Raw genomic sequence first — 23,066 nt, forward strand, 5'->3', positions numbered from 1 at the left:
GCCATGAGCCCGCCTTTGGGGCAGGGCAGGGAATGACACACTATAAAGAGCAAGGGCCGGACAAAGCCGGCCCTTTTGCAATTTACATTACGATATGACTCACGACGCCGCCGCCCGCTCCAGGATCGGAACGCACATGTCCAGATCATGCGAAGCCAAGTGAGCATAGCGCATGGTCATGGTGAGCGTCTGGTGGCCGAGCCACATCTGCACACGACGGATATCGATCCCGCCCTGAACCAGGCGCGATGCGCAGGTATGGCGCAGCACGTGCGGCACCACGTCCTTGTCGTCAGCAAAGCCCACCGCATCCTTGGCGTTGTGCCACGCGATGCGGAAGCGCTGCTGATCGATCTCGGCAAACGGGCCCGAATATCGACGATCCGACGCTTCAATGGCAGCCAGCGCACGCTGGGTGAGTGGAACCGAGCGCGAGCGCCCCGATTTTGTCACCCAGAAGGTCACGCGGTCTTTATGTATGTCGCCCCAGCGCAGGTTCAGACCCTCGCTCAGGCGGGCGCCGGTATCGACCAGGAAGAGGCAGAACCGGTAATAGAGTTCGGAATGCGCCCGGATTTCGGAAAACAGCAGGTTTTCTTCATCTGTGTCGAGAAAACGAATGCGACCCGCTTTCTCTTTCTGGCGCTTGAATTCAGGCAGACTGTGAACGTCGCCCATCTTGTTCGCCTTTCGCAGCAGTTTGCTTAAGGCCGCCATCTTTCTGTTGATGGTGGCATTGCTATTACCGCGTTTGCGCAATTTGCCGATCAATTGGTCGAGCATCTCGTCCGAAAAAGCCGAAAAGCTCGGAAAATCAAGGAGATCGTGAAGCTCTCCGATAAAATTGGTTACGTTATATTTGTGGCTGCCATTCATCCACAACAGGTCGCCATATTTGCCGAACAGTTCGCGCAAATTGGTTTCGCGCACCTCGTGCAGGATCGTTCCCTGTCTGTATTGATAATGTACCGAATAATCGGGCACGCCCACGAAGACGTCAAAACCCTTGCCGGTTGGCATTTCCACCTGCATGTATCCCCCAAATTTCCCTTTGGCGAGCACGCGAACGGGCTCACCGCCCGTCCCCACGGGCGCAGATATCGTTATAACTTATAAAAAGTATAGTGCAAAACAGCACAAACTTTCGTGTTAAGCCCCTATAGGACTGCCATGGTGGATCGTTCGCGCTCCCTTCTGCTGTAACGCAATGCCAACTTGGACCAGCCCAAGCCTCTGGCAGAAAAAGTATTCAAGCCAATTCTGAAATGCGCGAAGGGTCCGGCTCATGATGAAGCCGGACCCAACGCTTTTTTTTCGCTAATCGCTGTGGATTAGAACGAGCGGGTCAGGCGAACGAAGCCGTTCCAGTTGTCGTCAACGCCGTCCTGGTCACGATAGCCGAGGTCAGCCGAAGCCTTCAGGCCCTGAGCGAGCTGGTATTCGACGTAGATGTCGGCAGCCCAGGCGTCAGCAGCGGTGAAGTCGACGGAGTCGTAGTACATGACCTGCGGGGTGATCGAGAGCTTCTCGGTCGCCTTGAAGGTGTATGCAGCGCCGACGGTCCACTCGGAAGCGAAGTCGTAACCAACCGACTGACCAGAAGCCCAGCCAGCAGCGATGCCGAGCGTGCCCGGGCCGATGTCTGCAGACAGAACGCCAGCGATACCGCCTTCTTCGCTGCCGAAGTCGTAGACAGCGTAGGCTGCGAGCGAAGCGGGGCCGAATGCTGCCGACAGTGTGCCCTGAACGCCAACTTCGTTGCCGACGAATTCGTCGGAAAGATCGTCAACGCCGAGACCAACGGTGAAAGCGTCAGACGTATAGGTGTAGGAAATCGTGTTGAAGTAGGCATTGCCGAAGAAGCCGTCCGATTCACCAGCCAGACCCCAGTCGTCAACCCAGGTCAGATCGCGACCAACGAGGAAGCCGCCGACAGTGATATAGGCCTGCTCTACTTCTACGCTATCGAGGTCATCGTTGATGTCAGCTTCAGCGCCCTGAACGGCCTGCAAGCGGATGTAGGAACCAACGGTGCCGAGTTCCGAGTCGTTCTTGGCTTCGAACGAAAGACGAGCACGGACATTGCTATCCCAGTCTTCAGCCGAAGACTCGTCGAAGCTTACAGTCGCACGAACTTCGCCGCCGATCTTGAGGCAGGTTTCGGTGCCGGGGATGTAGAAGTAGCCGGTGCCGAAGGCGTCGCAAACGCGAACGTATTCCATGGGCTCGGGCTCAGCAGCGACGATTGCGTCAGCAGCCTGGGCGCCGGAAACTACAGCGAGAGCTGCAGCGGAGCCGAGAAGAAGGCTCTTGATGTTCATTATTGACCTCCAGTCAAGTTTCGTATGGGTCTGGGTTATTTGGCTGAAGGACAGCGTTCCCTGCCCCATCCCCGTCGGTTTCAGAAGACGGACGATCCACCGCCTCGCTTCCGAGGTTGAAAATACAAAACCCCGTCGGTCATGCAATCACCAAAGAGTGGAATGGACAGAATGTGGCCACCCTTCCACCCGGCCTGTTGCTGAAAGGCCACAAAGTCCGCTGTACGGCCCCATATCCATTTAGGGTTTGTTAAGAAAATCCAAAAAAAACCGGCGCTTACACAGGCTCTTGGGTACGCGGTGCAGGTGTTCGCAGGCGGGTGTTCTTCTCATTTTGGCACAGGATTCCGCAAAAAGTTGCATTCAGAACCATATCGGCTCGCCTCGAAGCTGCATCTTCGACACTGGCAGTTTTCGAACTTAAGCCTGAAAATCGGCAGCAGATGGCCGGCCGAGTGACAGAATCATGTCGTGAGACGGGAACGATTCGGCTTTTCATAGGAGTGATGGGATCAACCCTGGCACTGGCGACCGCTCGCTAAAATGTTGAGAGCGGAGAAAAGGCCTTGCAATCACTGATTCAAGCAAATAATCAGGCGTCACCGGAGAGGTGGCCGAGTGGTCGAAGGCGCTCCCCTGCTAAGGGAGTATACGTCAAAAGCGTATCGAGGGTTCGAATCCCTTCCTCTCCGCCATTATTACCCCCTTCACATCACCATCACACTTGGCAAATCGCGCTCACGGTATGGAGCGTTTGCGCAAGTTCGTGCGCCTGGCATCTGCCACAGCTCCGTCAGAAATCATGGTTGCTGAGACGTGCAACGCGTCTCCGCGTTGCCGATCAGAGTCGCTCGAAATCTCTAAGTAATTGAAAATAATAATCAAAGACTGAAATCAACTGGTGCGACCTCTATAATTGACTGGAGGTCAATAATGAACATCAAGAGCCTTCTTCTCGGCTCCGCTGCAGCTCTCGCTGTAGTTTCCGGCGCCCAGGCTGCTGACGCAATCGTCGCTGCTGAGCCCGAGCCCATGGAATACGTTCGCGTTTGCGACGCCTTCGGCACCGGCTACTTCTACATCCCCGGCACCGAAACCTGCCTCAAGATCGGCGGCGAAATCCGCGCCGGCGTAAGCTTCGGCGAAGATCTGTCCGGCGGTTCGAGCTGGCAGTCGAACGTCCGTGCGCGTCTTGCTTTCGAAACCAAGAGCGACTCGGAAATCGGCACCATTGGCACCTACATCCGTATCCAGTCGACGAACACTGGTGAAGTTTCTGGTGACTCGACGGTTGGTCTCGATCAGGCCTACATCAGCGTCGGCGGCTTCCGCGTTGGTAAGATCACGACTTGGCTCGATGACGTAGGCACCGCTTCTGAAGGCGACGCATTCATCAACGACGCTAACTTCAACACTGTCACGTATGCCTACGCTTCTGACGCGTTCGCAATCGGCCTCGGCGTCGACGACCTGAGCGCTTACTACGTCGGTTCGAAGATCGGTGTTCAGGGCTACGCCTCTGCAACGCTCGGCGTTGCAACCATGACCCTCTGGGGCGCATATGACTTCGAAGGCGAAGAAGGCCTCGTCGTTGGCGAAATCGCAGCTGACCTGGGTCCGGGCGCTTTCGAACTCTACGGTGCATATTCGACCGGTGCTAACGCTTACGTAGCTTCTGCTCGTACGATCGGTGCAATCGAGTGGACCGTTGGTGCAGCTTACGCTCTGAAGGCAACTGAAAAGCTGACGATCACTCCTTCGGTTAACTACTGGGAAGGTCAGACTGGCATCGACGCTTGGGGCGCTGGCCTCCTCGCCGAATACCAGCTCGCTTCTGGTCTGAAGGCTTCGGCAACGGTTGACTACTACGATCCGGACACTGCAAACGACAGCTGGTCTGGCTTCGTTCGCCTGACACGTTCGTTCTAATTCGATCTCCAGATCGAATAAGGGAAGCCCGGCCTCGTGCCGGGCTTTTCGTTTGTGAAGAGACCTTTTGACGATCGATGCTGCGGCCTGCAGCAGAGGTCAACCGCCGAGAAACGCGCCGATCGCCTCCGCAAGGCCGTCAAGATGCAGCAGGGGCGCATGCCCCTGGCCTTTCGCTTCAACCATCGTGCATCCGGAATGTCGCCGCGCCATTTCATCCGTAGTCGCAGGTGACAAAAGCCTTGAGTGCTCACCCCGGATCACCATCACCTCCCTGTCTGCAAACAGCGCAAACTGCGCCCAAAGATCGGGGAAGGGCTGGCTCAGGTCTGCGGCGCGAAACTGTACTGCAATTTCAGGGTCAAAATCTGCGGTCAGTTTTCCATCGATCTCGCGGTAAAGCGCCTTAGCCATGCGGGCCCAATCGTCCGGCCTCAACGCCGGAAACTCTGCGCCATGGGTCGCCTTGAGGACATCAGCTGCTTCGGCATAACTTGCAGGCATCGGCCGATTGCCGAGATAGCCCTGGATCTGTCTTAGGCCCTCCGTTTCCAGCACCGGCCCGATATCGTTGAGCACCAGCCGCTCGATGCGATTGAGATGCGTCATGGCCAGCACATGCAGGATCAGGCCGCCGCGCGATGTGCCGATGAAGGCGGCGTCGTCGATGCCCAAGGCGTCGAGAACGCTGATCACGTCACCCGCTTCGACCGGGATCGTGTAGCGCTCCGGTTTCGGATCGCGATCGGACAGGCCACGGCCGCGCGAGGAGATCGCGAGGACGCGTCGGCCATAGGGCGGGCCTGAGAGCATCCGCGCAAGATCTTCGAAATCGAGCACATTGCGCGTCAGCCCAGGCAGGCAGACGACGGGCGTGCCGCCATTCTCTGCGCCATGAATACGCACATGCAGGTTCAGCCCATCGGGAACTTTGATGAAGCGGTCGTTGCTCTCGGCCATGCGCCTCTCCTTCGCTGTGTCGGAAGCGAGCCTAGCGGAGCCTTCGCCCACGGTCATCAGGCAAAGGATGGGGCAGGGCGCTTAGCGGCCGAAGCGCAGGTCGTGCACGATATCGGTCTTCTGCCCGAGCCGGCTCTTGTAGACCTGGTAATTCTCCATCACCCGCATGACGTAGTTGCGCGTCTCGGGGAAGGGGATGCGCTCGATCCAGTCGACGACTTCGTCGATCGACTTGCCGCGCGGATCGCCGTAGCGCTCGATCCATTCAGGGACTTTGCGCGGGCCGGCATTATAGGCGATGAAGGTCATGATATAGGAGCCGCCGAAGGCGTCGATCTGCTCGCCGAGATAATGGGCACCAAGGGTCGCGTTGAAACCTGGATCGCGCGTCAGCTTCTCCGGTTGATAGGCAATGCCGTGGCGCGCCGCGACCCCTCGGGCCGTCGAGGGTAGGAGCTGCAGGAGGCCGCGCGCATCCGCCGGCGAGATGGCGGCCGGGTTGAAGGCGCTTTCCTGCCGCGCGATCGCGTAAGCCAGCGCCTTGCCGGAGCCGGCGATATTTGCGCTTGCGGGAATGACACCGACGGGGAAGGCGAGCGCCGGCACGTCGATGCCGCGCGCGTACGCCGTCTTGCCGATCTGCAGCGACAATTGATGCCCGCCGGACGAGTTTTCTGCCCGCGCACTGAGCAGCGCCAGCTCACCCGGACTGTCGAGCTGGTCGGCCAGCGCCCGGTAAAGGCTCTGCGCCCGCCAGCCATGACCGGCCGCCTCGTAGCGGGCGATCGCCTGGACGGATTCGCGCTGGGTGAAGCGTGCCCGCTCATCTGCCGAGGGCTTCGGATAGGGAATCTGAATGCCCGGCCGATCGATGCGGGCGGCCGCAAGTTGCCCGTAAAAGGTACTGGAATGCTGGGCTGCACGGGCGAAGTGCTCGCGCGCCTTGCCGTCCTTGGATGCTTCCGAGGCGCGACCCAGCCAGTACCAGGCACGGCTTGCCGATAGCGGCCGGTTCGAGACCTCGAGAATGCGGGCGAAATGCCGGCCCGCAGTCTTCGGATCGTTGAGCGCGCGCAACGCATACCAGCCGGCATGGAACTCGGCGTCCGCGATATCCGTCGCTTCGGTTGCCACATGGCGGGAGACGATACGGTAGGCCTCGCGATACTGGCCGAGATCGGCAAGCCCGCGCGCAATGATCCGCTGCTCGTTCCACCAGGCGCGGCCACTGACCAGCTTGTCCCGCTCGCGCGGCATCTGTTCGAGAAGCTTTGCCGCTTCCTCGTAGCGCAGTTGCCGGCGCAGGTTTTCAATGCGGATATAGAGGAGGGCCGGGTCCTTGGCCCAGGATTTGTCGACGGCGGCAATCAGCGCATCGACATTTTTGGCGCGCGAATTCAGCCCCGCCCACGCGCGGTAGAGCGACTGCGCTTCACCCAGCGAGGCAAAACGCTTCGCCTGCGAGGCGCGGTCGCGATACATCAGATAGTCCATGCGCGCCCGGTGATCGGTGGGGCGCAGCAGGGCGGAAAACTCCTTGATGATCCGGTCTTCCGCCGCCTCGTCCAGCGCATCGGTGCGCCAGAGCGTGCGGATCAGGCTCGCGGCCTTGGCCGTGTCACCGGAGGCTAGATGGGCGCGTGCGAGCAGCATCGTGCCTTCGGTGGTCTCCGGGGCCGTATCGCCAAAGGCGGAGAGAACGGCGGATGGCGCCGGATTTTCGCGGAAGAGCGCCTTTTCCGAATTGGCGCGGAAGGATTTGAGCCCCGGCCAGCCGGTAAGCTGCCGCTGGGCAGCGGCAATTTCGGCCGCCGGCACGTCGCGCAAGCCGGACATGGCGATCGACCAGGTCAACATCTGCCGGTCGAGCCCGGCGGGCATGCGGTCGCGGATCGCGATCGCCTGGGCGCCCTTGCGATCAGACAGAGCATCGAGGCCGGATTTCAGCTGCGGATTGGCCGCGGCCAGACGGTCGCCGCGCGGAATGGCGCCGGTGGTCTCGAGCGAGGGCGGCAAAGCCTTGCTCGGCGCAAAGCCTAGTGGCTTCATCGCCGGCACGGGCACGTCAGAAAGCGCTTGCGCACTCGTCGACGACAAGACCAGCGCAAGACCGAGACCGAGGACAGAACGATAAGGCAAAGACATCTTCATCCACACACCAGAACCCATGGCATCACACGAGAGAGTAGGCCGAGCACGCGGTTAACAAAAGCCTAAAGCCAGCGATCACATTCTCTCGAACGAAGCCTCGGAAAACTGTCACAAATCTCCTGCAGATGCGCTTGTCGCACCTGATGGTGCGAAGTAATGTGCCCCCGATTTAATCTGAGAATGCGGCCGAAGCGTGGATGTCGGCCCCCGAGGAGTTCATTGCATGTATCAGGGATCCATTCCCGCGCTTGTCACGCCCTTCACCGATCAGGGCGCCGTCGATGAGCAAGCCTTTGCCGCCCATGTCGAATGGCAGATTTCCGAAGGCTCCTCCGGTCTCGTGCCTGTCGGCACCACGGGTGAATCTCCGACACTCTCCCATGCCGAACACAAGCGCGTCGTCGAGCTCTGCGTCGAAGTCGCCGCCAAGCGCGTGCCCGTGATCGCTGGTGCAGGCTCCAACAACACATTGGAAGCCATCGAGCTTGCCCAGCATGCCGAAGCCGTCGGCGCCGATGCGCTGCTCGTGGTCACCCCCTATTACAACAAGCCGACCCAGAAGGGCCTGATCGCCCATTACAAGGCGATCGCCGAGGCCGTGTCGCTGCCGATCATCATCTACAACATCCCCGGCCGCTCGGTGATCGACATGTCGCCGGAGACGATGGGCGCGCTTGCGAAAGCCCACAAGAACATCGTCGGCGTCAAGGATGCGACCGGCAAGATCGAGCGCGTCTCCGAACAGCGCATCACCTGCGGTCCAGATTTCGTCCAGCTCTCGGGTGAAGACGCAACGGCGCTCGGCTTCAACGCCCATGGCGGCGTGGGCTGCATTTCCGTCACCGCCAATGTCGCGCCGCGCCTCTGTGCCGAATTCCAGGCCGCGACCCTGGCCGGCGACTATGCCAAGGCGCTGGAATATCAGGACCGCCTGATGCCGCTGCACAAGGCGATCTTCCTGGAGCCCGGCCTCTGCGGCGCGAAATATGCGCTGAACCGCACCCGCGGCATGAACCGCACCGTCCGCCTGCCGCTCATGGCGACGCTGGAGGCTTCGACAGAATCCGCGATCGACGCGGCGTTGAAGCATGCGGGACTGGTGAATTGAGGGAATGACAAAGGCCGGCGGAAACGCCGGCTTTTTTGGTTGGGGTGCTTACGGCCCAGAGGGAGATGTTGAGCTTCTATGAGCCTTCGGTGGCATGGTTGCCGCATACAGCTCGCAATGCGGGGCCACGGTAAAAGCGTCTCGGGAAAATTATACGCAGATGGTAAGACACGATCATCAGCGCCTACCCGTGGCACCTAGTCGTAGAGCGGGGCTGTCGGACGACAATGCGGACCAGCGCCGATTTGCTATAGACGTTCGCTTATTCACACGAAATGTCTTTGCTGCCATTATCTCCCATTACGATGGGCTTATTCTAAAGCCGATGCGGTTAGGGAGTTGAGAAGCCGACTCGCCCGATGTAGGATGCTAGGATAAGGGGCAACCATGTCACGATCAGGATCAAAATCATCCGCGGAGTCAGAAAAGGCTTCTGCCCTTAAGCCGCTTTTGGGTTCCAAATCTCGTTTCACCAGCGGTGAAACCCTCCCTCGACAGGCGTTTTCGCCGACAGGAAATATCTCTGGGCGTGCAGCTGAGTTCGTGGAATTCGTCGATCCGCAGCGCGACGTTCGTGAATTGGTGCTCTCCACCGAGGTTTCGCGGACGCTTTACGATGTTGCAGATGAATATCGTCACAGCGATGCTATTCGAAGCCATGGCTTGCCATTGCGTTCGCGGTTGCTGTTTTGTGGTCCACCCGGCTGTGGCAAGTCGCTCACCGCCGAGGTGCTCGCCAAGGAACTCGAGCTTCCATTCATGGTAGCCAAGCTCGATGCATTGATTGGGTCAATGCTTGGGGAGACAGCATCGAACCTGCGCCGCCTGTTTGATGCCGCTGAACGTCAAACCTCTATTCTGTTCCTCGACGAATTTGACGCCTTGGCCAGAACCAGGTCCGATCCAACCGAGCATAATGAAATGCGTAGGGTCGTTAATAATCTCCTGCTGATGATCGAGCGATTTAAAGGCCGTGGCTTTATAGTTGCGGCAACCAACCTTGAGTCGACAATTGATCCCGCGATTATCCGTCGATTTGATGAAGTTGTTCTATTTGGGCGTCCGAGCGCGTCAGACATCCGCCGGCTGATCAAGTTCAAGACACGAAATTTTGGCCTAGAATTTGATATCGCTACTGATGCAAAGCAACTGGTCGGAAGAAGTCACTCCGATGTTGAGCGCATCTGCTATACCGCAATGCGTCACGCCATCATGCAGCGTCGCAAGAAGATATCGCGACTAGACTTCGATTACGCGATAAATTCCGATCGACGTCGGAAAGACATTCAGAGTAAGGTGAGCTCCTCTATTTGATAGGGGGTATTCTTGGTACGCCGACCTCACCTGACACTTCGCCGCCTTGAGGGCCAACTCGAACGACGCAAGAAACCTGGCTTCGGAAGCGCGCCACCAAGAAATCATGTGTTGCACGGTGGCCAACTGGGTCTTCAGCTCGCTCAGATCGTTCAGCGGAACGCTGCGCGCGATGCCGAGCGCGTCGATGAGCCCGTTTCCGATCCCACGGTCATTCTGAAAATTACTACGGCTGGTTATATCGGCGAAGATGCGCTGGCCGGGGTTGGGCTGCAAATCCTTGAGCAGCGCTCGGACGACGTCACCGTGGCTCTATCAGTCGATCCAAACCTCACGGTTCTACAGGAGAGATCACAGCAATATGCAGGCCCCATTCCCGTAACCCAGACCGGTGCTAGGCATGCTGGCCTCTTCGGCGTCATCGACAGCTTTGACGAGCTATCTGCTAACGACAAAATTGGCAGTGCACTGGCTAGGCATGGTTTTGCAACGACAGAGATGATTCCGGACGGTGATGTCGTTCTGATCGATGTCGAGCTTTGGGACGTAAACGAAGATCTGCTGCGTGAGCTTTATGTTAATCGCGTCGCCCGAAAGGCCGAGGAGTTTGGCGGCGAGCTCCTCAGCCGTTATCGTGGTGCAGGGCTCTTTGTCGCCCGTGTGCGAGTTCCCGGCGCCGGGTTGAAAGAACTACTGGCAATGGCTGAAGTTGCCTGGATCGACCTACCCCCAGTGCCAGACTTTGCCCCCGAACCGGCAGCAAATCTGACGGTGACTGAACTTCCACCGATAAACCCGCCATCAGCGAATGCTGTTTGTATTGGGATTGTCGATTCCGGAATTACAGCGGCCCATCCAATGCTCGACGGCGTCATCGCCGGGACATTTGGTGTCCCTAATCAGCTCGGGAGCGATGATGAAAAACGTCATGGCACCTCCGTTGCGGCTCTTGCGACCTACGGATCGATTGCCGAGCAGATTTCTCAGAATGTTTTGGCACCCCGGTTTCGAATTGCCAGCGCCAAGGTTGTAGATGCGAATGGCCATTTTGACGAAGAGCGTACAGTCGCCGACATTGTCGAGGAGGCAATTCGACGGCTCAACGCAGAATATGGTTGTCGGGTGATCAACATATCTCTCGCTGATCGCGAACACATCGTTGGAGGGCGCCCATCGAACTGGGCGATGATGCTTGATAATCTGGTCCGTGAGCTCGGCATCGTCGTTACCGTTTCAGCGGGCAATATCCTGGATATAAGCCAGCGCATCGAGGATCAGGGCGTCGGCATTTATCCTGAGTATTTGCTTGAAGACGAGCACAGGCTCTATGAACCGGCCAGTTCGATGAACTCGCTTGTTGTGGGATCACTAGCTCATTCCAATGGCCTCATGCCGGGAGAAGAGGGTGAAGCCGACATCGTGGCTTTGACAGCCACACATCATCCATCGCCCTTCAGCCGATGCGGACCTGGTTTTGCCAAGAGTATCAAACCCGACTTAGTCGAATATGGTGGTACTGCCGTGTGGCGGGGATTCTCATCCAGGCTGTCGGCTGATCGCGACAGCTGCGGCGTTCTAACGCTCAACCCGAATTATCTGCAAAGTCTAATGGTTTATCGTCATGGAACCTCTTTTGCGGCTCCCGTTGCCGCCTATAAGGCAGCTGCGCTCTTGGAGGAATTTCCTGATTCCAGCGCAAATTTTATCAGGGCCTTGATGGGGTTGAGTGCGGATCACCCAGCCGAATTGAAAGAACGGGTTACCTCTCATGGCGGCCGCGAGCATTTCAGATACGCGGGTTACGGCGTGGCAGATGTCAGTCTTGCCGAAGCTTCGGAAGACAATCGTGTGGTTATGGCCATCGAGGACAGCCTCCCGATCAATCGATTTGCTGTCTACGAAGTGCCTATTCCAACCGATTTCCAAACAGTCAACGGCGTTCGGCATATCAAGGTATCGCTAGCCTTTGACCCGCCGGTGCGGAACAGCCGGAAGGAATATTTGGGCGTCAAAATGGGTTATCACTTGGTGCGGGGGAAGTCGGCCGAAGAGGTTTTTGCCAGGTTCCGAAAATGGGAGGCTGAAGAAAAAGAAGAAAATGGCGGCGCCGCAGTTTTCGAAAACGGTTCAGCGATTTGCAAAATGAACCCTTTGGCCACCATGCAGGAGGCTGGAAGCCTTCAGGTTGGGACATTTGTCGCCAAGCGCAACATCTCAAGTTACGGTGACAGCTACTATCTTGTCGTCCGGTGTGAAGGAAAATGGGCTGCCAACCTATTAGAGGAGCAGACATTTTCTGTGGCTGTCGAGTTATGGCACGAGGCCGAGCTTGCGCTCTATCAGCAGGTCGCCGTCGTTCTAAGCGCGTAAGGATAGCGCCTTTATTCCTCCCCATCCTCTATTTCACACGCATGACAACCGCCACGCCCCGCCCGGGCGCAGGCGATCGACGCCAAAATCCCGGGCGAAACGGAAGATTTGACCATGGCCCCCAGAGGCTCGCATCTCACCCTCGTGCCCAAAAGATAACGGCAGGTCACCAAAGGTAACCTGCCGCTTCAAAACGCACTGGCGAGAAACCGCTCAGAACTCGAGCTCAAGACCGTTTTCACAGAAGTCGAACTGAGCAGGTTCCGATTCACTGCCGTCTGCATACGTGGCCTTGACCCACTGCGCGCAGCTTTCGCCATTTGTGCTCTGATCCCAGACGAGATCTGCAGTCGATCCCGGCTTGATGCCGCTTCCAACGTTGAAAGCACCCCAGGTGCTCTTGTCTTCGGACACCAGGATCCCGGTGATGGCCGAACTGGTCGTGTTCGTCGCCTTGAAAGAGAACTCATCCGCATGGGCAGCAACAACGGTCATCCCGCTTGCCGCCGCCCCAAGGGCGATTGCCAGTAGACCGTTTCGAACGTGTTGGAGATTCATGGTCTGTCCTCAGATCGGTGGGAATGTAACATCAGACTTTCTGGCACTGTCAGTCCTGAAAGTCGACGGAATAAACGCGGCTTTCAGGCGCCACCTGCCGGGCGGTTCATGTGCTCGATCCACCCCCACCTTTATTTCCCCCCCATCCTCCATTACATATCCCTGACAACAGCCACGCCCCGCCCGGGCGCAGGCGACACACGACAAAATCCCGGGCGAAACGGAAGATTTGACCATGGCCCCCAGAGGCTCGCAGCGCACCATCAACAAGATCGTCGCGGAAAACCGCAAGGCGCGCTTCAATTATGAGATCATCGACACCTACGAGGCCGGTCTGGTTTTGACCGGCACGGAGGTCAAGTCGCTGCGCGAGGGCAAGGCCAATATCGCCGAATCCTATGCCTCGGATGAGGGCGAGGAGATCTGGCTGATCAATTCGCATCTGCCGGAATATCTGCAGGCGAACCGCTTCAATCACGAGCCGCGCCGCCGTCGCAAGCTCTTGTTGTCCAAGCGCGAGATCAACCGCCTGCGCGTCTCGATCAATCGTGAGGGCATGACGCTGGTGCCCTTGAAGATCTATTTCAACGAGAAGGGCAGGGCGAAGCTGGAGCTGGCGCTCGCCAAGGGCAAGAAGCTGCATGACAAGCGCGAGACCGAGAAGGAACGCGACTGGAACCGCCAGAAGCAGCGCATTCTGAAGACGGGTTGATCATGGCGCTCTCACATCTGAAACTCACCGTCGGCCCCTTCGTCTTCGAGGCCCGTTTCGAGCGCGAAAAGGCGCCCGAGACCTGCCGCATTTTTGAGACCTTCCTGCCGTTCCGCAACCAGGCGATCCATTCACGCTGGTCGGGCGAGGCGGTCTGGGTGCCCTTGGGCGATTTCCAGTTCGGGGCAGGCTTTGAGAACCACACCGCGCATCCCTCGCGCGGCGACATCCTGCTGTATCCCGGCGGCTTCAGCGAGACGGAGCTGCTCTTCGCCTATGGCTCCTCGCAATTTGCCAGCAAGATGGGTGTTCTCGCCGGCAATCACTTCCTGACGGTGACGAAGGGGGCTGAGCAGCTTGAGGCCATAGGAAAAATGGTTCTCTGGCAGGGCGCGCAGGATATTGCCTTCGAGGCGATGTGAGGTAGAGAAGTCCCCTCCCAAACCCTCCCCACAAGGGGGAGGGCAAACCCTGCCGCGCGCTCCCCACCTCCCCCTTGAGGGGGGAGGTCGCCGCAAAGCGGCGGGTGGGGGTGAACCCTGCTTCGAGTTCGACGTTTTCACGATCTCTGTAAACTTCGGGCCGTCACCCCACCCAGGAGCTTCGCTCCGACCCTCCCCCTCAGGGGAGGGTGGGTCCGCGTCCCAGCCGCGAGTCCTTTCCCCTTGTCGGTGAGATGGCCGCCCTTCGACAAGCTCAACAGGCCAGAGGGGGTGTTTTTGGATTCGCAGCGGCTTTAGAGCATCAGGGGCAGGTGCCCCAGACCCCTTAGTGTTCGTCTTCGCTCGCCGTTGCCGGTTCCGGCGCGCGCGGGGTGCCGCGTTCGGACGGGTCGCGGCCGATTTCGGCCTTCAGCGTCATCAGGTCGATGAAGTGATCTGACTGGCGGCGCAGGTCGTCGGCGATCATCGGCGGCTGGGTCGCCATGGTCGAGACGACAGACACCTTGCGGCCCTTGCGCTGCAGCGCTTCGACCAGCGTGGTGAAATCGCCGTCGCCGGAGAAGAGCACGAGATGGTCGACCGTTTCGGACTGTTCCATCGCGTCGATGGCAAGCTCGATATCCATGTTGCCCTTGACCTTGCGGCGGCCCATGGAGTCGGTGAATTCCTTCGCCGGCTTGGTGATCACCTTGTAGCCGTTATAGTCCAGCCAGTCGATCAGCGGGCGGATCGAGGAATATTCCTGGTCCTCGATGAGGGCGGTGTAATAATAGGCGCGAAGGAGATAGCCGCGCTTCTGGAAAGCTTTCAAGAGCTTGCGGTAATCGATATCGAAGCCGAGGCTTTTGGACGCGGCATAAAGATTGGCGCCATCGATGAAGAGTGCAATTTTTTCGCGGGGGTCGAACATTTCGATATCCTTACGTCAAATATGAACAGTCTCGGCAATCGGCAATCAAAACAATACCTTGCCCCTCCAGTTATGATCATAGATTTACATTATGAAATGATCATATAAAAATCTATCTAGGGCATCGTCTGGTGCAATCCAAGCAGCCTGTGGTTGAATTGTGGTGTATTGAGGGCCTTTTCCGGCTTCCATTTTTGGGCTTGGAGGGGTGCCAGCACGAAAAACTTGAATTTGCCTGCCATTGCCTGTATCGCAGCCGTCAATCCCACGCATTCAAGATCGCAAAGGACAGGCAATGGCCCGTGTCACCGTTGAAGATTGCATCGACAAAGTCGAGAACCGCTTCGAGCTCGTTCTGCTCGCAAGCCACCGCGCCCGCCAGATCTCCCAGGGCGCACCGATCACCATCGATCGCGACAAGGACAAGAACCCGGTCGTCGCTCTGCGCGAAATCGCCGACGAGACGCTCTCGCCGGACGACCTGAAGGAAGATCTGATCCACTCGCTGCAGAAGCATGTCGAAGTCGACGAGCCGGAGCAGGAGCCGAGCTCGATGCTCGCCAACACCGGCACCGCCGGCAAGGGCGACGAAGAGGACGAACTGCCGGAAACGCTGACCTTCGACCAGATGTCGGAAGAAGATCTGCTGGCCGGTATCGAAGGTCTTGTTCCGCCGGAAAAGAGCGACGATTACTAATCGTCAACAGATCAGACTTAAGTCTTGATCTGACTGTAGGATGAATGTGCGCCAGTCGTCTCGACTGGCGCGCTTTTTCGTTTGTGGAGACGATCGGAATGATGCGGCAATACGAGCTCGTGGAGCGGGTGCAGAAATACAAGCCCGATGCCAATGAAGCTCTGCTGAACAAGGCCTACGTCTATGCCATGCAGAAGCATGGCAAGCAGACACGCGCCAGCGGCGACCCCTATATCTCCCACCCGCTCGAAGTCGCCGCCATCCTGACCGACATGCATCTGGACGAATCGACGATCGCGGTCGCCCTTCTTCACGACACGATCGAGGACACGTCCGCGACCCGTGCCGAGATCGACGAACTCTTCGGTGAGGATATCGGCCGCCTGGTCGAGGGCCTGACCAAGATCAAGAAGCTCGACCTCGTCACCAAGAAGGCCAAGCAGGCGGAAAACCTGCGCAAGCTCCTGCTCGCCATTTCCGACGATGTGCGCGTTCTCCTGGTCAAGCTCGCCGACCGCCTGCACAACATGCGTACGCTCGAGCACATGCGCGACGACAAGCGCGCCCGCATTTCCGAAGAGACGATGGAAATCTATGCGCCGCTCGCCGGCCGCATGGGTATGCAGGACATGCGCGACGAGCTGGAGGACCTGTCCTTCCGCTACATGAACCCGGAAGCCTATGAGACGGTCACCAATCGCCTGGCGGAGCTGTCGACCCGCAACGAAGGCCTGATCACCAAGATCGAGGACGAGCTTCGCGAACTCCTGGTGGCGAACGGCCTTTTGACCCCCTCGGTCAAGGGCCGGCAAAAGAAGCCTTACTCCGTGTTCCGCAAGATGCAGTCGAAATCGCTCTCCTTCGAGCAGCTCTCCGACGTCTATGGCTTCCGCATTCTCGTTGACGACATTCCAGGCTGCTACCGCGCGCTTGGCATCGTGCATACCCGCTGGCGTGTCGTGCCCGGCCGCTTCAAGGACTACATCTCGACGCCGAAGCAGAACGACTACCGCTCGATCCACACCACCATCGTCGGACCGTCGCGCCAGCGCATCGAGCTGCAGATCCGCACGCGGCGCATGCATGACATCGCCGAATACGGCATCGCCGCCCACAGCCTCTACAAGGATGGCGAGAACGGTGATCCGAGCGAGCCGCTGCAGCGCGAGAGCAATGCTTATTCCTGGCTCCGCCATACCATTGAGGCGCTGGCCGAAGGCGACAACCCGGAAGAGTTCCTCGAGCACACCAAGCTCGAACTCTTCCAGGACCAGGTCTTCTGCTTCACGCCTAAGGGCAAGCTGATCGCGCTGCCGCGTGGCGCGACCCCGATCGACTTTGCCTATGCCGTGCATACCAATGTCGGCGATACCTGTGTCGGCGCCAAGATCAACGGCTCGATCATGCCGCTGGTCACGCGCCTGTCGAATGGTGACGAGGTCGAGATCATCCGCTCCGGCGTGCAGGTGCCACCCGCCGCCTGGGAAGAGATCGTCGTCACCGGCAAGGCACGCGCCGCCATCCGCCGCGCCACCCGCATGGCGATTCGCAAGCAATATGCAGGCCTTGGCCAGCGCATTCTGGAGCGCACCTTCGAGCGCGCCGGCAAGGTTTTCTCCAAGGACACGCTGAGACCCGCGCTGCACCGCCTCGGCCAGCGCGACGTGGAAGACGCAATCGCCTCGGTCGGTCGCGGCGAGACCTCCTCGCTCGACGTTCTCCGGGCCGTCTTCCCCGACTACCAGGACGAACGTGTGACCGTGAGGCCCTCCTCGGACGAGGGCTGGTTCGCGATGAACAGCGCCAATGGCATGGTCTTCAAGATCCCCGGTCCCGCCCATCCGAAGGGTGATGTGCCGACAGCGGGCGATGGTCCGGATCCGCTGCCGATCCGCGGCCTTTCCGGCAATGCCGAGGTGCATTTTGCGCCTGCAGGTGCCGTGCCCGGAGACCGAATCGTCGGCATCATGGAAGACGGCAAGGGCATCACCATCTACCCGATCCAGGCTTCCGCCCTGCAGCGCTTCGAAAACGAGCCGGAGCGCTGGATCGATGTGCGCTGGGATCTCGACGAGGCGAACAAGTCGCGTTTCGTTGCACGCATTCTGATCAATGCGCTCAATGAGCCTGGGACGCTGGCGACCGTTGCGCAATGCGTTGCGCGTCTGGATATCAACATCCGGGTTCTCAACATGATCCGGATCGCCACCGATTTCACGGAAATGGGGATCGATCTCGAGGTCTGGGACCTTCGTCAGCTGAGCCAGCTGCTAGGCGAACTCAAGGAACTCGACTGTATCTCGACGGTGAAACGCGTTTACGACTGAGGCAATCTGCCGTCTCACAGACAGGACCGGTGCGGATAATGTCCGCCCGGTCGCCTCGCAGCCGCCCTCGCTGCCTCACTTTTCATCACAATCCTGCCTAATTCGTAAACCTCGACCCCCTTGCTATGCGCTTTGCGCATGGCTGACGTCAGTTCTTGTCTCTGGTTGATTGTGCGTCGCACCATTATATCTCGTTCAACAGATGAAGACGAAAAACCGAGGATAAAACGATGTTTACTCCGATCCGCAAATTCGCCCGCGCCCTTCGCGTCCCGACCGTTGCAGAGCGTGAAATGAACTACCTGAACGGCGCTCGCGACCTGGTTGACCTGGAATACCGCCAGCGCGAAATCGACCGTGGCATGTTCCGCCGCGCCTGATCCGTCGACAGACCATATCTGGTCCATGCTGTGACGCCGGTTCTTGCCGGCGTCTTTGCTTTTTTGGCCACCTTGATGGCCGCTTTTCCTTGCCCAACCCGTCCGGCATCCACTACATATCCCGCATGCTGTTTCGACGCAGGCAACCGATTTCCAGACTGACGAAGCTACGCGAGCTTTTTTGGCCGCGCCGGGGCTTCATTCGGTCGTTTCAATATCTGAGCAAACGAATCTTGCGCTTGTCGGCCACCCCGCACGCGATTGCCGCTGGCGTTGTAGCAGGTGTCGTCTCCTCCTGGACCCCATTCATCGGATTGCATTTTCTGCTCGCCTTCGCGATTGCCTATCTCATTGCCGGCAACATGGTTGCTGCGGCCATCGGAACAGCCTTTGGCAATCCTCTGACCTTTCCGCTCATCTGGGCCTCGACCTGGGAGGTCGGCCATCGTCTGATCGGCAAGGGGGTTCCGGTCACAGATAGCGTCGATCTCGAGAAGAAGTTTTCCCTTTCGGCTTTCGAAAGCATGTGGCATCCGATCTTGAAGCCGATGCTTGTTGGGGCTATCCCGCTCGCCGTCGTCAGTGGTGCAATCATCTATTGCACCATCTATTTCACCGTGGCGAAGTTCCAGGCCCGTCGCCGCGAACGGCTTGCCGAGCGCGCCCGTGCCCGCCTCGCCGAAGCTCTCCAGGGATCGAGCGTCTGACATGATCATCGGTATCGGCAGCGACTTGGTCGACATCAGAAGAATCGAGAAATCGATCACCCGTTTCGGCGAGAAATTCACCGTCCGCTGCTTCACGGACGAGGAGCAGGCGCGCTCGAATGGCCGCAAGGACAGCGCTGCCTCCTATGCCAAACGTTTCGCGGCCAAGGAGGCGATGGCGAAAGCGCTGGGGACCGGAATTGCCGAAGGTGTCTTCTGGAAGGAGATGGGCGTTGTGAACCTGCCGAACGGCAAGCCTGGACTTGAGCTGACCGGTGGTGCCGCCCGATGCCTGGAACGCCTCCTGCCGGCAGGCCATCGTCCTGTCATCCATCTCACCATCACCGACGAATTTCCCTATGCCCAGGCATTCGTCATCGTCGAGGCCCTGCCGGAAAGCAGCTGATACCAAGTGCCGATCCTGTGGGTTCCTATCATCGACACTTGGTATGAGTTGACTGGTCGCGCTGGTCGAAGCGCCTGTGCGGTTGCCGCGCGGACGCGAACCGACTAGAGAGAGCAGGATTTTCGCAAGAAGGAACCGATCCGCGTGAGCGAAGAAAAGAAGCAAAGTGCCCTCTGGGAAAACGTCAAGGTCATCATCCAGGCCCTGCTGTTGGCGATGGTGATCAGGACCGTCTTCTTTCAGCCCTTCACAATTCCGTCCGGCTCGATGATGCCGACGCTGCTGGTTGGCGACTACATCTTCGTCAACAAGTTCTCGTATGGCTATTCGAAGTACTCGTTGCCCTTCTCGCCGGATCTCTTCGAGGGCCGGATCTTCGAAAGCGAACCGGAGCGCGGCGACATCGCTGTCTTCCGCTTCCCGCCGAACCCGAGCATCGACTATATCAAGCGCATCGTTGGGCTGCCGGGTGACCGGATCCAGATGATCGGCGGCGTGCTGCAGGTCAACGGTCAGCCCGTGCCGAAGGTGCAGGACGGCGTCTTCACCTCCGATTACCGCATGGATCCGGGCACCGACGTTCCCGTCTTCCGCGAAACGCTCGACAACGGCGTAAGCTACAACACGCTCGACCAGGCGCAGGGCACCCGTGGCGACGACACTCGCGAATTCATCGTGCCGGAAGGCCATTACTTCGCGATGGGCGACAACCGCGACAACTCGCTCGACAGCCGCTTCGACGTCGGCTTCGTGCCGGCCGAGAACCTGATCGGCAAGGCCTCGCTGATCTTCTTCTCGCTTGGTAATGACACTTCCTTCCGCGAAGTCTGGAAGTGGCCGGCCAACATGCGCTGGGATCGCCTGTTCAAGGTGGTCGAATGACGAACAAGAGCGTGGTCGGCGAAAAGGATTGGGAGCAGCTTGAAGCTGCGATCGGCCACAAGTTCGCCGACCGCGACCGCCTGAAGCGGGCGCTGACGCATGCCAGCGCCCAGGTCTCACGGGGCAAGAAGGGCGACTACGAACGGCTGGAATTCCTCGGCGACCGCGTGCTTGGCCTCTGCGTCGCCGAAATGCTGTTCAAGACCTTCCGCGACGCAACCGAGGGCGAGCTCTCGGTTCGCTTCAATCAGCTGGTCAGCGCCGAGGCCTGTGCCTCCGTCGCCGACGAGATCGAGCTTTACCGCTTCATCCGTACGGGCGCGGACGTGAAGAAGATCACGGCGAAGAACATGCTGAACGTCCGCGCCGACGTCGTTGAAAGCCTGATCGCCGCCATTTATCTTGAGGCAGGATTGGAGGCTGCGCGCGGCTTCATCCTGAAATACTGGGAGGGTCGTGCTGCCCGCGCCGATGGCGCCCGCCGCGATGCCAAGACCGAATTGCAGGAATGGACGCATGCCAGATTTGGCAAGCCGCCCACATACAAGGTTGCCGATCGCTCCGGACCGGATCATGATCCCAGCTTCACGGTGATCGTAGAGATCCCGGGCTTAAAGCCGGAGATCGGCATCGAACGTTCCAAGCGTGCCGCCGAACAGGTGGCCGCGACCAAGATACTCGAACGCGAAGGCGTCTGGGCCAAGGCCTCCGACGCGAATTGAATGGATGATATGACCGATACCGAAATCCATGACGGCGGCGAAGCCACCGTCAACACCCCGACCCGATCCGGCTTCGTCGCCTTGATCGGCCCGACCAATGCCGGCAAGTCGACGCTGGTCAACCGCTTCGTCGGCGCCAAGGTGTCGATCGTCAGCCACAAGGTCCAGACGACCCGCGCCGTCATGCGCGGCATCGCGATTCACAAGAACGCCCAGATCGTCTTCATGGACACGCCCGGCATCTTCAAGCCGCGCCGCAAGCTCGACCGCGCGATGGTGACGTCCGCCTGGGGCGGCGCCAAGGATGCCGATATCATCCTGCTCCTGATCGACAGCGAACGGGGCCTGCGCGGCGATGCCGAGGCGATCCTGGAAGCTCTGAAGGATGTGCCGCAACCGAAGATCCTGGTCCTGAACAAGATCGACCGGGTCCGTCATGAGGACCTGTTCACGCTGGCCGAGAAGGCCAACGAGTTCGTCAAATTTGACCGCACCTTCATGATCTCGGCAACGACCGGCTCCGGCTGTGACGACATCATGGACTATCTGGCTGAGACTTTCCCGGAAGGTCCCTGGTATTATCCGGAAGACCAGATTTCGGACCTGCCGATGCGCCAGCTCGCAGCCGAAATCACCCGCGAGAAACTCTTCCTGCGCCTGCACCAGGAGCTTCCCTATTCCTCGCATGTAGAAACCGAGAGCTGGGAAGAGCGCAAGGACGGCTCGGTTCGTATCGAGCAGGTTATCTATGTCGAGCGCGACAGTCAGAAGAAGATCGTGCTGGGCAAGAACGGCGACGCGATCAAGGCGATCTCCACGGCTTCCCGCAAGGAGATGTCCGAGATCCTTGAACAGCCGGTCCACCTCTTCCTCTTTGTGAAGGTGCGCGAGAACTGGGGCAACGACCCCGAGCGCTTCCGCGAGATGGGCCTCGAATTCCCGCGCGACTGAACAGGACAAAGCGAAGGGCGCTCAGCCCTTCGCCACGCGCCTTGCCACGAAGTCTGAGATCGTCGGTCCGATCAGGATGATCAGGATTAGCCGCATGGTCTGCAGCGCCATGATGAAGGACATGTCGACCGGCGTGGTCGCGGCAATGATCGCGATCGAGTCGAGCCCGCCGGGGCTCGTCGCGAGATAGGCCGTCAGCGGGTCGATGCCATGCAGCGACCAGAGCAGGAAGGCAAGCCCGCCGCTGAACGCCATGAGCACGAGGATCGAGCCGACGATTTGGGGCAGGGCGCTTGCCGCATGCCTCAGGATCCGCCGCGTGAAGGACAGGCCGATCCGCCAACCGATCACGCCATAACCGAGCGCCAGCAGCCATTCGGGCAGTTGCAGGGTGATATAGCCCATGACATGCAGAACCGTCGTCGCAACCAGTGGCAGGAGCATGGTGCCCGCCGGTATCCTTAACCTTGCGCCGACCATCGCCGCCGCAAGGGCAGCAGCCAGCGTCAAGGACAGATCGAGCCAGTCCGTCTCCGGAAACCAGAGGACGGCCTGTGCAGCGCCGCCTTCGATGTTGAACACGAAGGCCGCCATCAACGAGGCCCCGGTCGCGACAAAGGCGACGCGCAGATACTGCATGAAGGCGACCAGCCTCGCATCCCCGCCATGCGCTTCGGCCATCAGCACCATGGCCGAGGCGGCTCCCGCAGATGTGCCCCAGATTGCCGTGGTGCCCGGAAGGATCTCGGCTTTTGCCATGAAATAGCCGAGCAGGCTGCTCGCCGCGATGATCGCAAGCACGATGGACAGAAAGACCGGCCAGTCGTCTGCCACCGTCGACAGCGTTCCCAGATCGATCGAGCGGGCAATGATGCAGCCGATCAGCGAGTGGGCGAAGATGTAGGGGTAGCGGTGAACGGAAAGCCGTGCGCCGTTGGTGGCCACCAGAATGGCCGCGACCATGGGCCCGAGCAGCAGCGCGCCCGGGATATGCGCGAGGAAAAGCCCGCCGGAGATCGCAACGGACAGGGCAAGCAGCATAAGCCAGCGAAGGACCACCGGAAGCGGTGTCAGCAGGCCGGGTTGGGCAGGCGTCCCATGCTCTTTATCCAAGGACATGACTGTCTCCGTCCTTCGTCTGAGACACCTTTGCCGGAAAGGGCTGGACGAAAGCGCGTTTTCATCAAATAAATGAGGTAGACCTCACAAACGAGTTTT

The 23,066-nt window shown here is 59.2% G+C and carries 21 protein-coding genes and 1 tRNA gene; 15 read left to right on the forward strand and 7 right to left on the reverse strand.

Annotation, left to right across the window (positions count from 1 at the left end; genetic code table 11):
• Positions 1-99: 99 nt before the first annotated feature.
• Together BW978_RS11955 and BW978_RS11960 are read right to left on the reverse strand one after the other, a co-directional pair.
• Entirely contained in the window at positions 100-1,032 is a 933-nt protein-coding gene (locus BW978_RS11955) for a tyrosine-type recombinase/integrase (RefSeq protein WP_083697574.1), read from the reverse strand.
• 299 nt (positions 1,033-1,331) lie between these two features.
• Positions 1,332-2,321: a porin gene (locus BW978_RS11960; RefSeq protein WP_076395394.1), complete on the reverse strand. Its 990-nt coding sequence runs from the start codon at positions 2,319-2,321 to the stop codon at positions 1,332-1,334.
• Between the two features lie 604 nt (positions 2,322-2,925).
• Here BW978_RS11960 and BW978_RS11965 point away from each other — a divergent pair.
• Together BW978_RS11965 and BW978_RS11970 are read left to right on the forward strand one after the other, a co-directional pair.
• Positions 2,926-3,016: transfer RNA gene (locus tag BW978_RS11965), tRNA-Ser, on the forward strand.
• Between the two features lie 238 nt (positions 3,017-3,254).
• The gene (locus BW978_RS11970; protein ID WP_076395396.1) at positions 3,255-4,250 is read left to right on the forward strand and encodes a porin; all 996 of its coding nucleotides are present in this window, start codon (positions 3,255-3,257) and stop codon (positions 4,248-4,250) included.
• A gap of 99 nt (positions 4,251-4,349) precedes the next feature.
• On the opposite strand, the gene BW978_RS11975 is transcribed toward BW978_RS11970, so the two are convergent.
• Together BW978_RS11975 and BW978_RS11980 are read right to left on the reverse strand one after the other, a co-directional pair.
• Positions 4,350-5,210: an alpha/beta fold hydrolase gene (locus tag BW978_RS11975; protein WP_076395398.1), complete on the reverse strand. Its 861-nt coding sequence runs from the start codon at positions 5,208-5,210 to the stop codon at positions 4,350-4,352.
• Positions 5,211-5,291: 81 nt separating this feature from the next.
• A complete protein-coding gene (locus tag BW978_RS11980; protein ID WP_244551968.1) occupies positions 5,292-7,259 on the reverse strand; it encodes a lytic transglycosylase domain-containing protein in 1,968 nt (655 codons plus the stop codon).
• A gap of 325 nt (positions 7,260-7,584) precedes the next feature.
• Between BW978_RS11980 and dapA the strand changes: the two genes are divergently transcribed.
• The 3 genes from dapA to BW978_RS11995 all read left to right on the forward strand — a co-directional run bounded on the left by dapA (position 7,585) and on the right by BW978_RS11995 (position 12,153).
• Positions 7,585-8,469: a 4-hydroxy-tetrahydrodipicolinate synthase gene (gene dapA, locus BW978_RS11985; protein ID WP_076395402.1), complete on the forward strand. Its 885-nt coding sequence runs from the start codon at positions 7,585-7,587 to the stop codon at positions 8,467-8,469.
• Positions 8,470-8,856: 387 nt separating this feature from the next.
• Positions 8,857-9,783, forward strand: coding sequence for an AAA family ATPase (locus BW978_RS11990; RefSeq protein ID WP_076395404.1), 927 nt, complete (start codon positions 8,857-8,859; stop codon positions 9,781-9,783).
• Positions 9,784-9,795: 12 nt separating this feature from the next.
• Positions 9,796-12,153 carry a S8 family peptidase gene (locus tag BW978_RS11995; protein ID WP_139330493.1) on the forward strand — a complete coding sequence of 786 codons (2,358 nt, stop codon included), beginning with the start codon at positions 9,796-9,798 and terminating at the stop codon, positions 12,151-12,153.
• A gap of 213 nt (positions 12,154-12,366) precedes the next feature.
• On the opposite strand, the gene BW978_RS12000 is transcribed toward BW978_RS11995, so the two are convergent.
• Positions 12,367-12,711, reverse strand: coding sequence for a hypothetical protein (locus tag BW978_RS12000; RefSeq protein WP_083697576.1), 345 nt, complete (start codon positions 12,709-12,711; stop codon positions 12,367-12,369).
• 235 nt (positions 12,712-12,946) lie between these two features.
• Here BW978_RS12000 and smpB point away from each other — a divergent pair, with 235 nt between their 5' ends.
• Both smpB and BW978_RS12010 read left to right on the forward strand, forming a co-directional pair.
• Positions 12,947-13,423 carry an SsrA-binding protein SmpB gene (gene smpB / locus BW978_RS12005; RefSeq protein ID WP_076395406.1) on the forward strand — a complete coding sequence of 159 codons (477 nt, stop codon included), beginning with the start codon at positions 12,947-12,949 and terminating at the stop codon, positions 13,421-13,423.
• 2 nt (positions 13,424-13,425) lie between these two features.
• Positions 13,426-13,845 (forward strand): DUF3830 family protein, encoded by a 420-nt coding sequence (locus BW978_RS12010; protein WP_076395408.1) that lies wholly within the window; start codon positions 13,426-13,428, stop codon positions 13,843-13,845.
• Positions 13,846-14,191: 346 nt separating this feature from the next.
• Here the strand turns inward: BW978_RS12010 and BW978_RS12015 are convergent, their stop codons facing one another.
• Positions 14,192-14,776, reverse strand: coding sequence for a LabA-like NYN domain-containing protein (locus BW978_RS12015; RefSeq protein ID WP_054150452.1), 585 nt, complete (start codon positions 14,774-14,776; stop codon positions 14,192-14,194).
• Between the two features lie 295 nt (positions 14,777-15,071).
• Here BW978_RS12015 and rpoZ point away from each other — a divergent pair, with 295 nt between their 5' ends.
• The 8 genes from rpoZ (at position 15,072) to era (ending at position 21,848) form a co-directional block, all read left to right on the forward strand.
• On the forward strand, positions 15,072-15,473 hold the full coding sequence (gene rpoZ, locus BW978_RS12020) for a DNA-directed RNA polymerase subunit omega (protein WP_054159779.1): 402 nt from the start codon (positions 15,072-15,074) through the stop codon (positions 15,471-15,473).
• 98 nt (positions 15,474-15,571) lie between these two features.
• Positions 15,572-17,800, forward strand: a complete 2,229-nt coding sequence (locus tag BW978_RS12025) for a RelA/SpoT family protein (RefSeq protein WP_076396496.1) — start codon at positions 15,572-15,574, stop codon at positions 17,798-17,800.
• A 230-nt stretch (positions 17,801-18,030) separates the two neighbouring features.
• Complete coding sequence (locus BW978_RS12030) at positions 18,031-18,180, forward strand: DUF3563 family protein (RefSeq protein WP_076395410.1); 150 nt, start codon at positions 18,031-18,033, stop codon at positions 18,178-18,180.
• Between the two features lie 125 nt (positions 18,181-18,305).
• Positions 18,306-18,887, forward strand: coding sequence for a DUF2062 domain-containing protein (locus BW978_RS12035; RefSeq protein WP_076395412.1), 582 nt, complete (start codon positions 18,306-18,308; stop codon positions 18,885-18,887).
• 1 nt (position 18,888) lies between these two features.
• The gene (acpS, locus tag BW978_RS12040; protein WP_076395414.1) at positions 18,889-19,293 is read left to right on the forward strand and encodes a holo-ACP synthase; all 405 of its coding nucleotides are present in this window, start codon (positions 18,889-18,891) and stop codon (positions 19,291-19,293) included.
• A 144-nt stretch (positions 19,294-19,437) separates the two neighbouring features.
• Positions 19,438-20,175 (forward strand): signal peptidase I, encoded by a 738-nt coding sequence (gene lepB / locus BW978_RS12045; protein ID WP_054150455.1) that lies wholly within the window; start codon positions 19,438-19,440, stop codon positions 20,173-20,175.
• Entirely contained in the window at positions 20,172-20,897 is a 726-nt protein-coding gene (gene rnc, locus BW978_RS12050) for a ribonuclease III (RefSeq protein WP_069041757.1), read from the forward strand. The genes lepB and rnc overlap by 4 nt, the downstream gene beginning before the upstream one ends.
• 9 nt (positions 20,898-20,906) lie before the next feature.
• Positions 20,907-21,848, forward strand: coding sequence for a GTPase Era (gene era / locus BW978_RS12055; RefSeq protein ID WP_139330495.1), 942 nt, complete (start codon positions 20,907-20,909; stop codon positions 21,846-21,848).
• Between the two features lie 21 nt (positions 21,849-21,869).
• Here the strand turns inward: era and BW978_RS12060 are convergent, their stop codons facing one another.
• On the reverse strand, positions 21,870-22,967 hold the full coding sequence (locus BW978_RS12060; RefSeq protein WP_076395418.1) for an AbrB family transcriptional regulator: 1,098 nt from the start codon (positions 22,965-22,967) through the stop codon (positions 21,870-21,872).
• Positions 22,968-23,066 lie beyond the last annotated feature (99 nt).

This window comes from Rhizobium sp. RU33A (genome assembly GCF_900156055.1).
In the GTDB taxonomy this organism is placed as follows: Bacteria; Pseudomonadota; Alphaproteobacteria; order Rhizobiales; family Rhizobiaceae; genus Allorhizobium.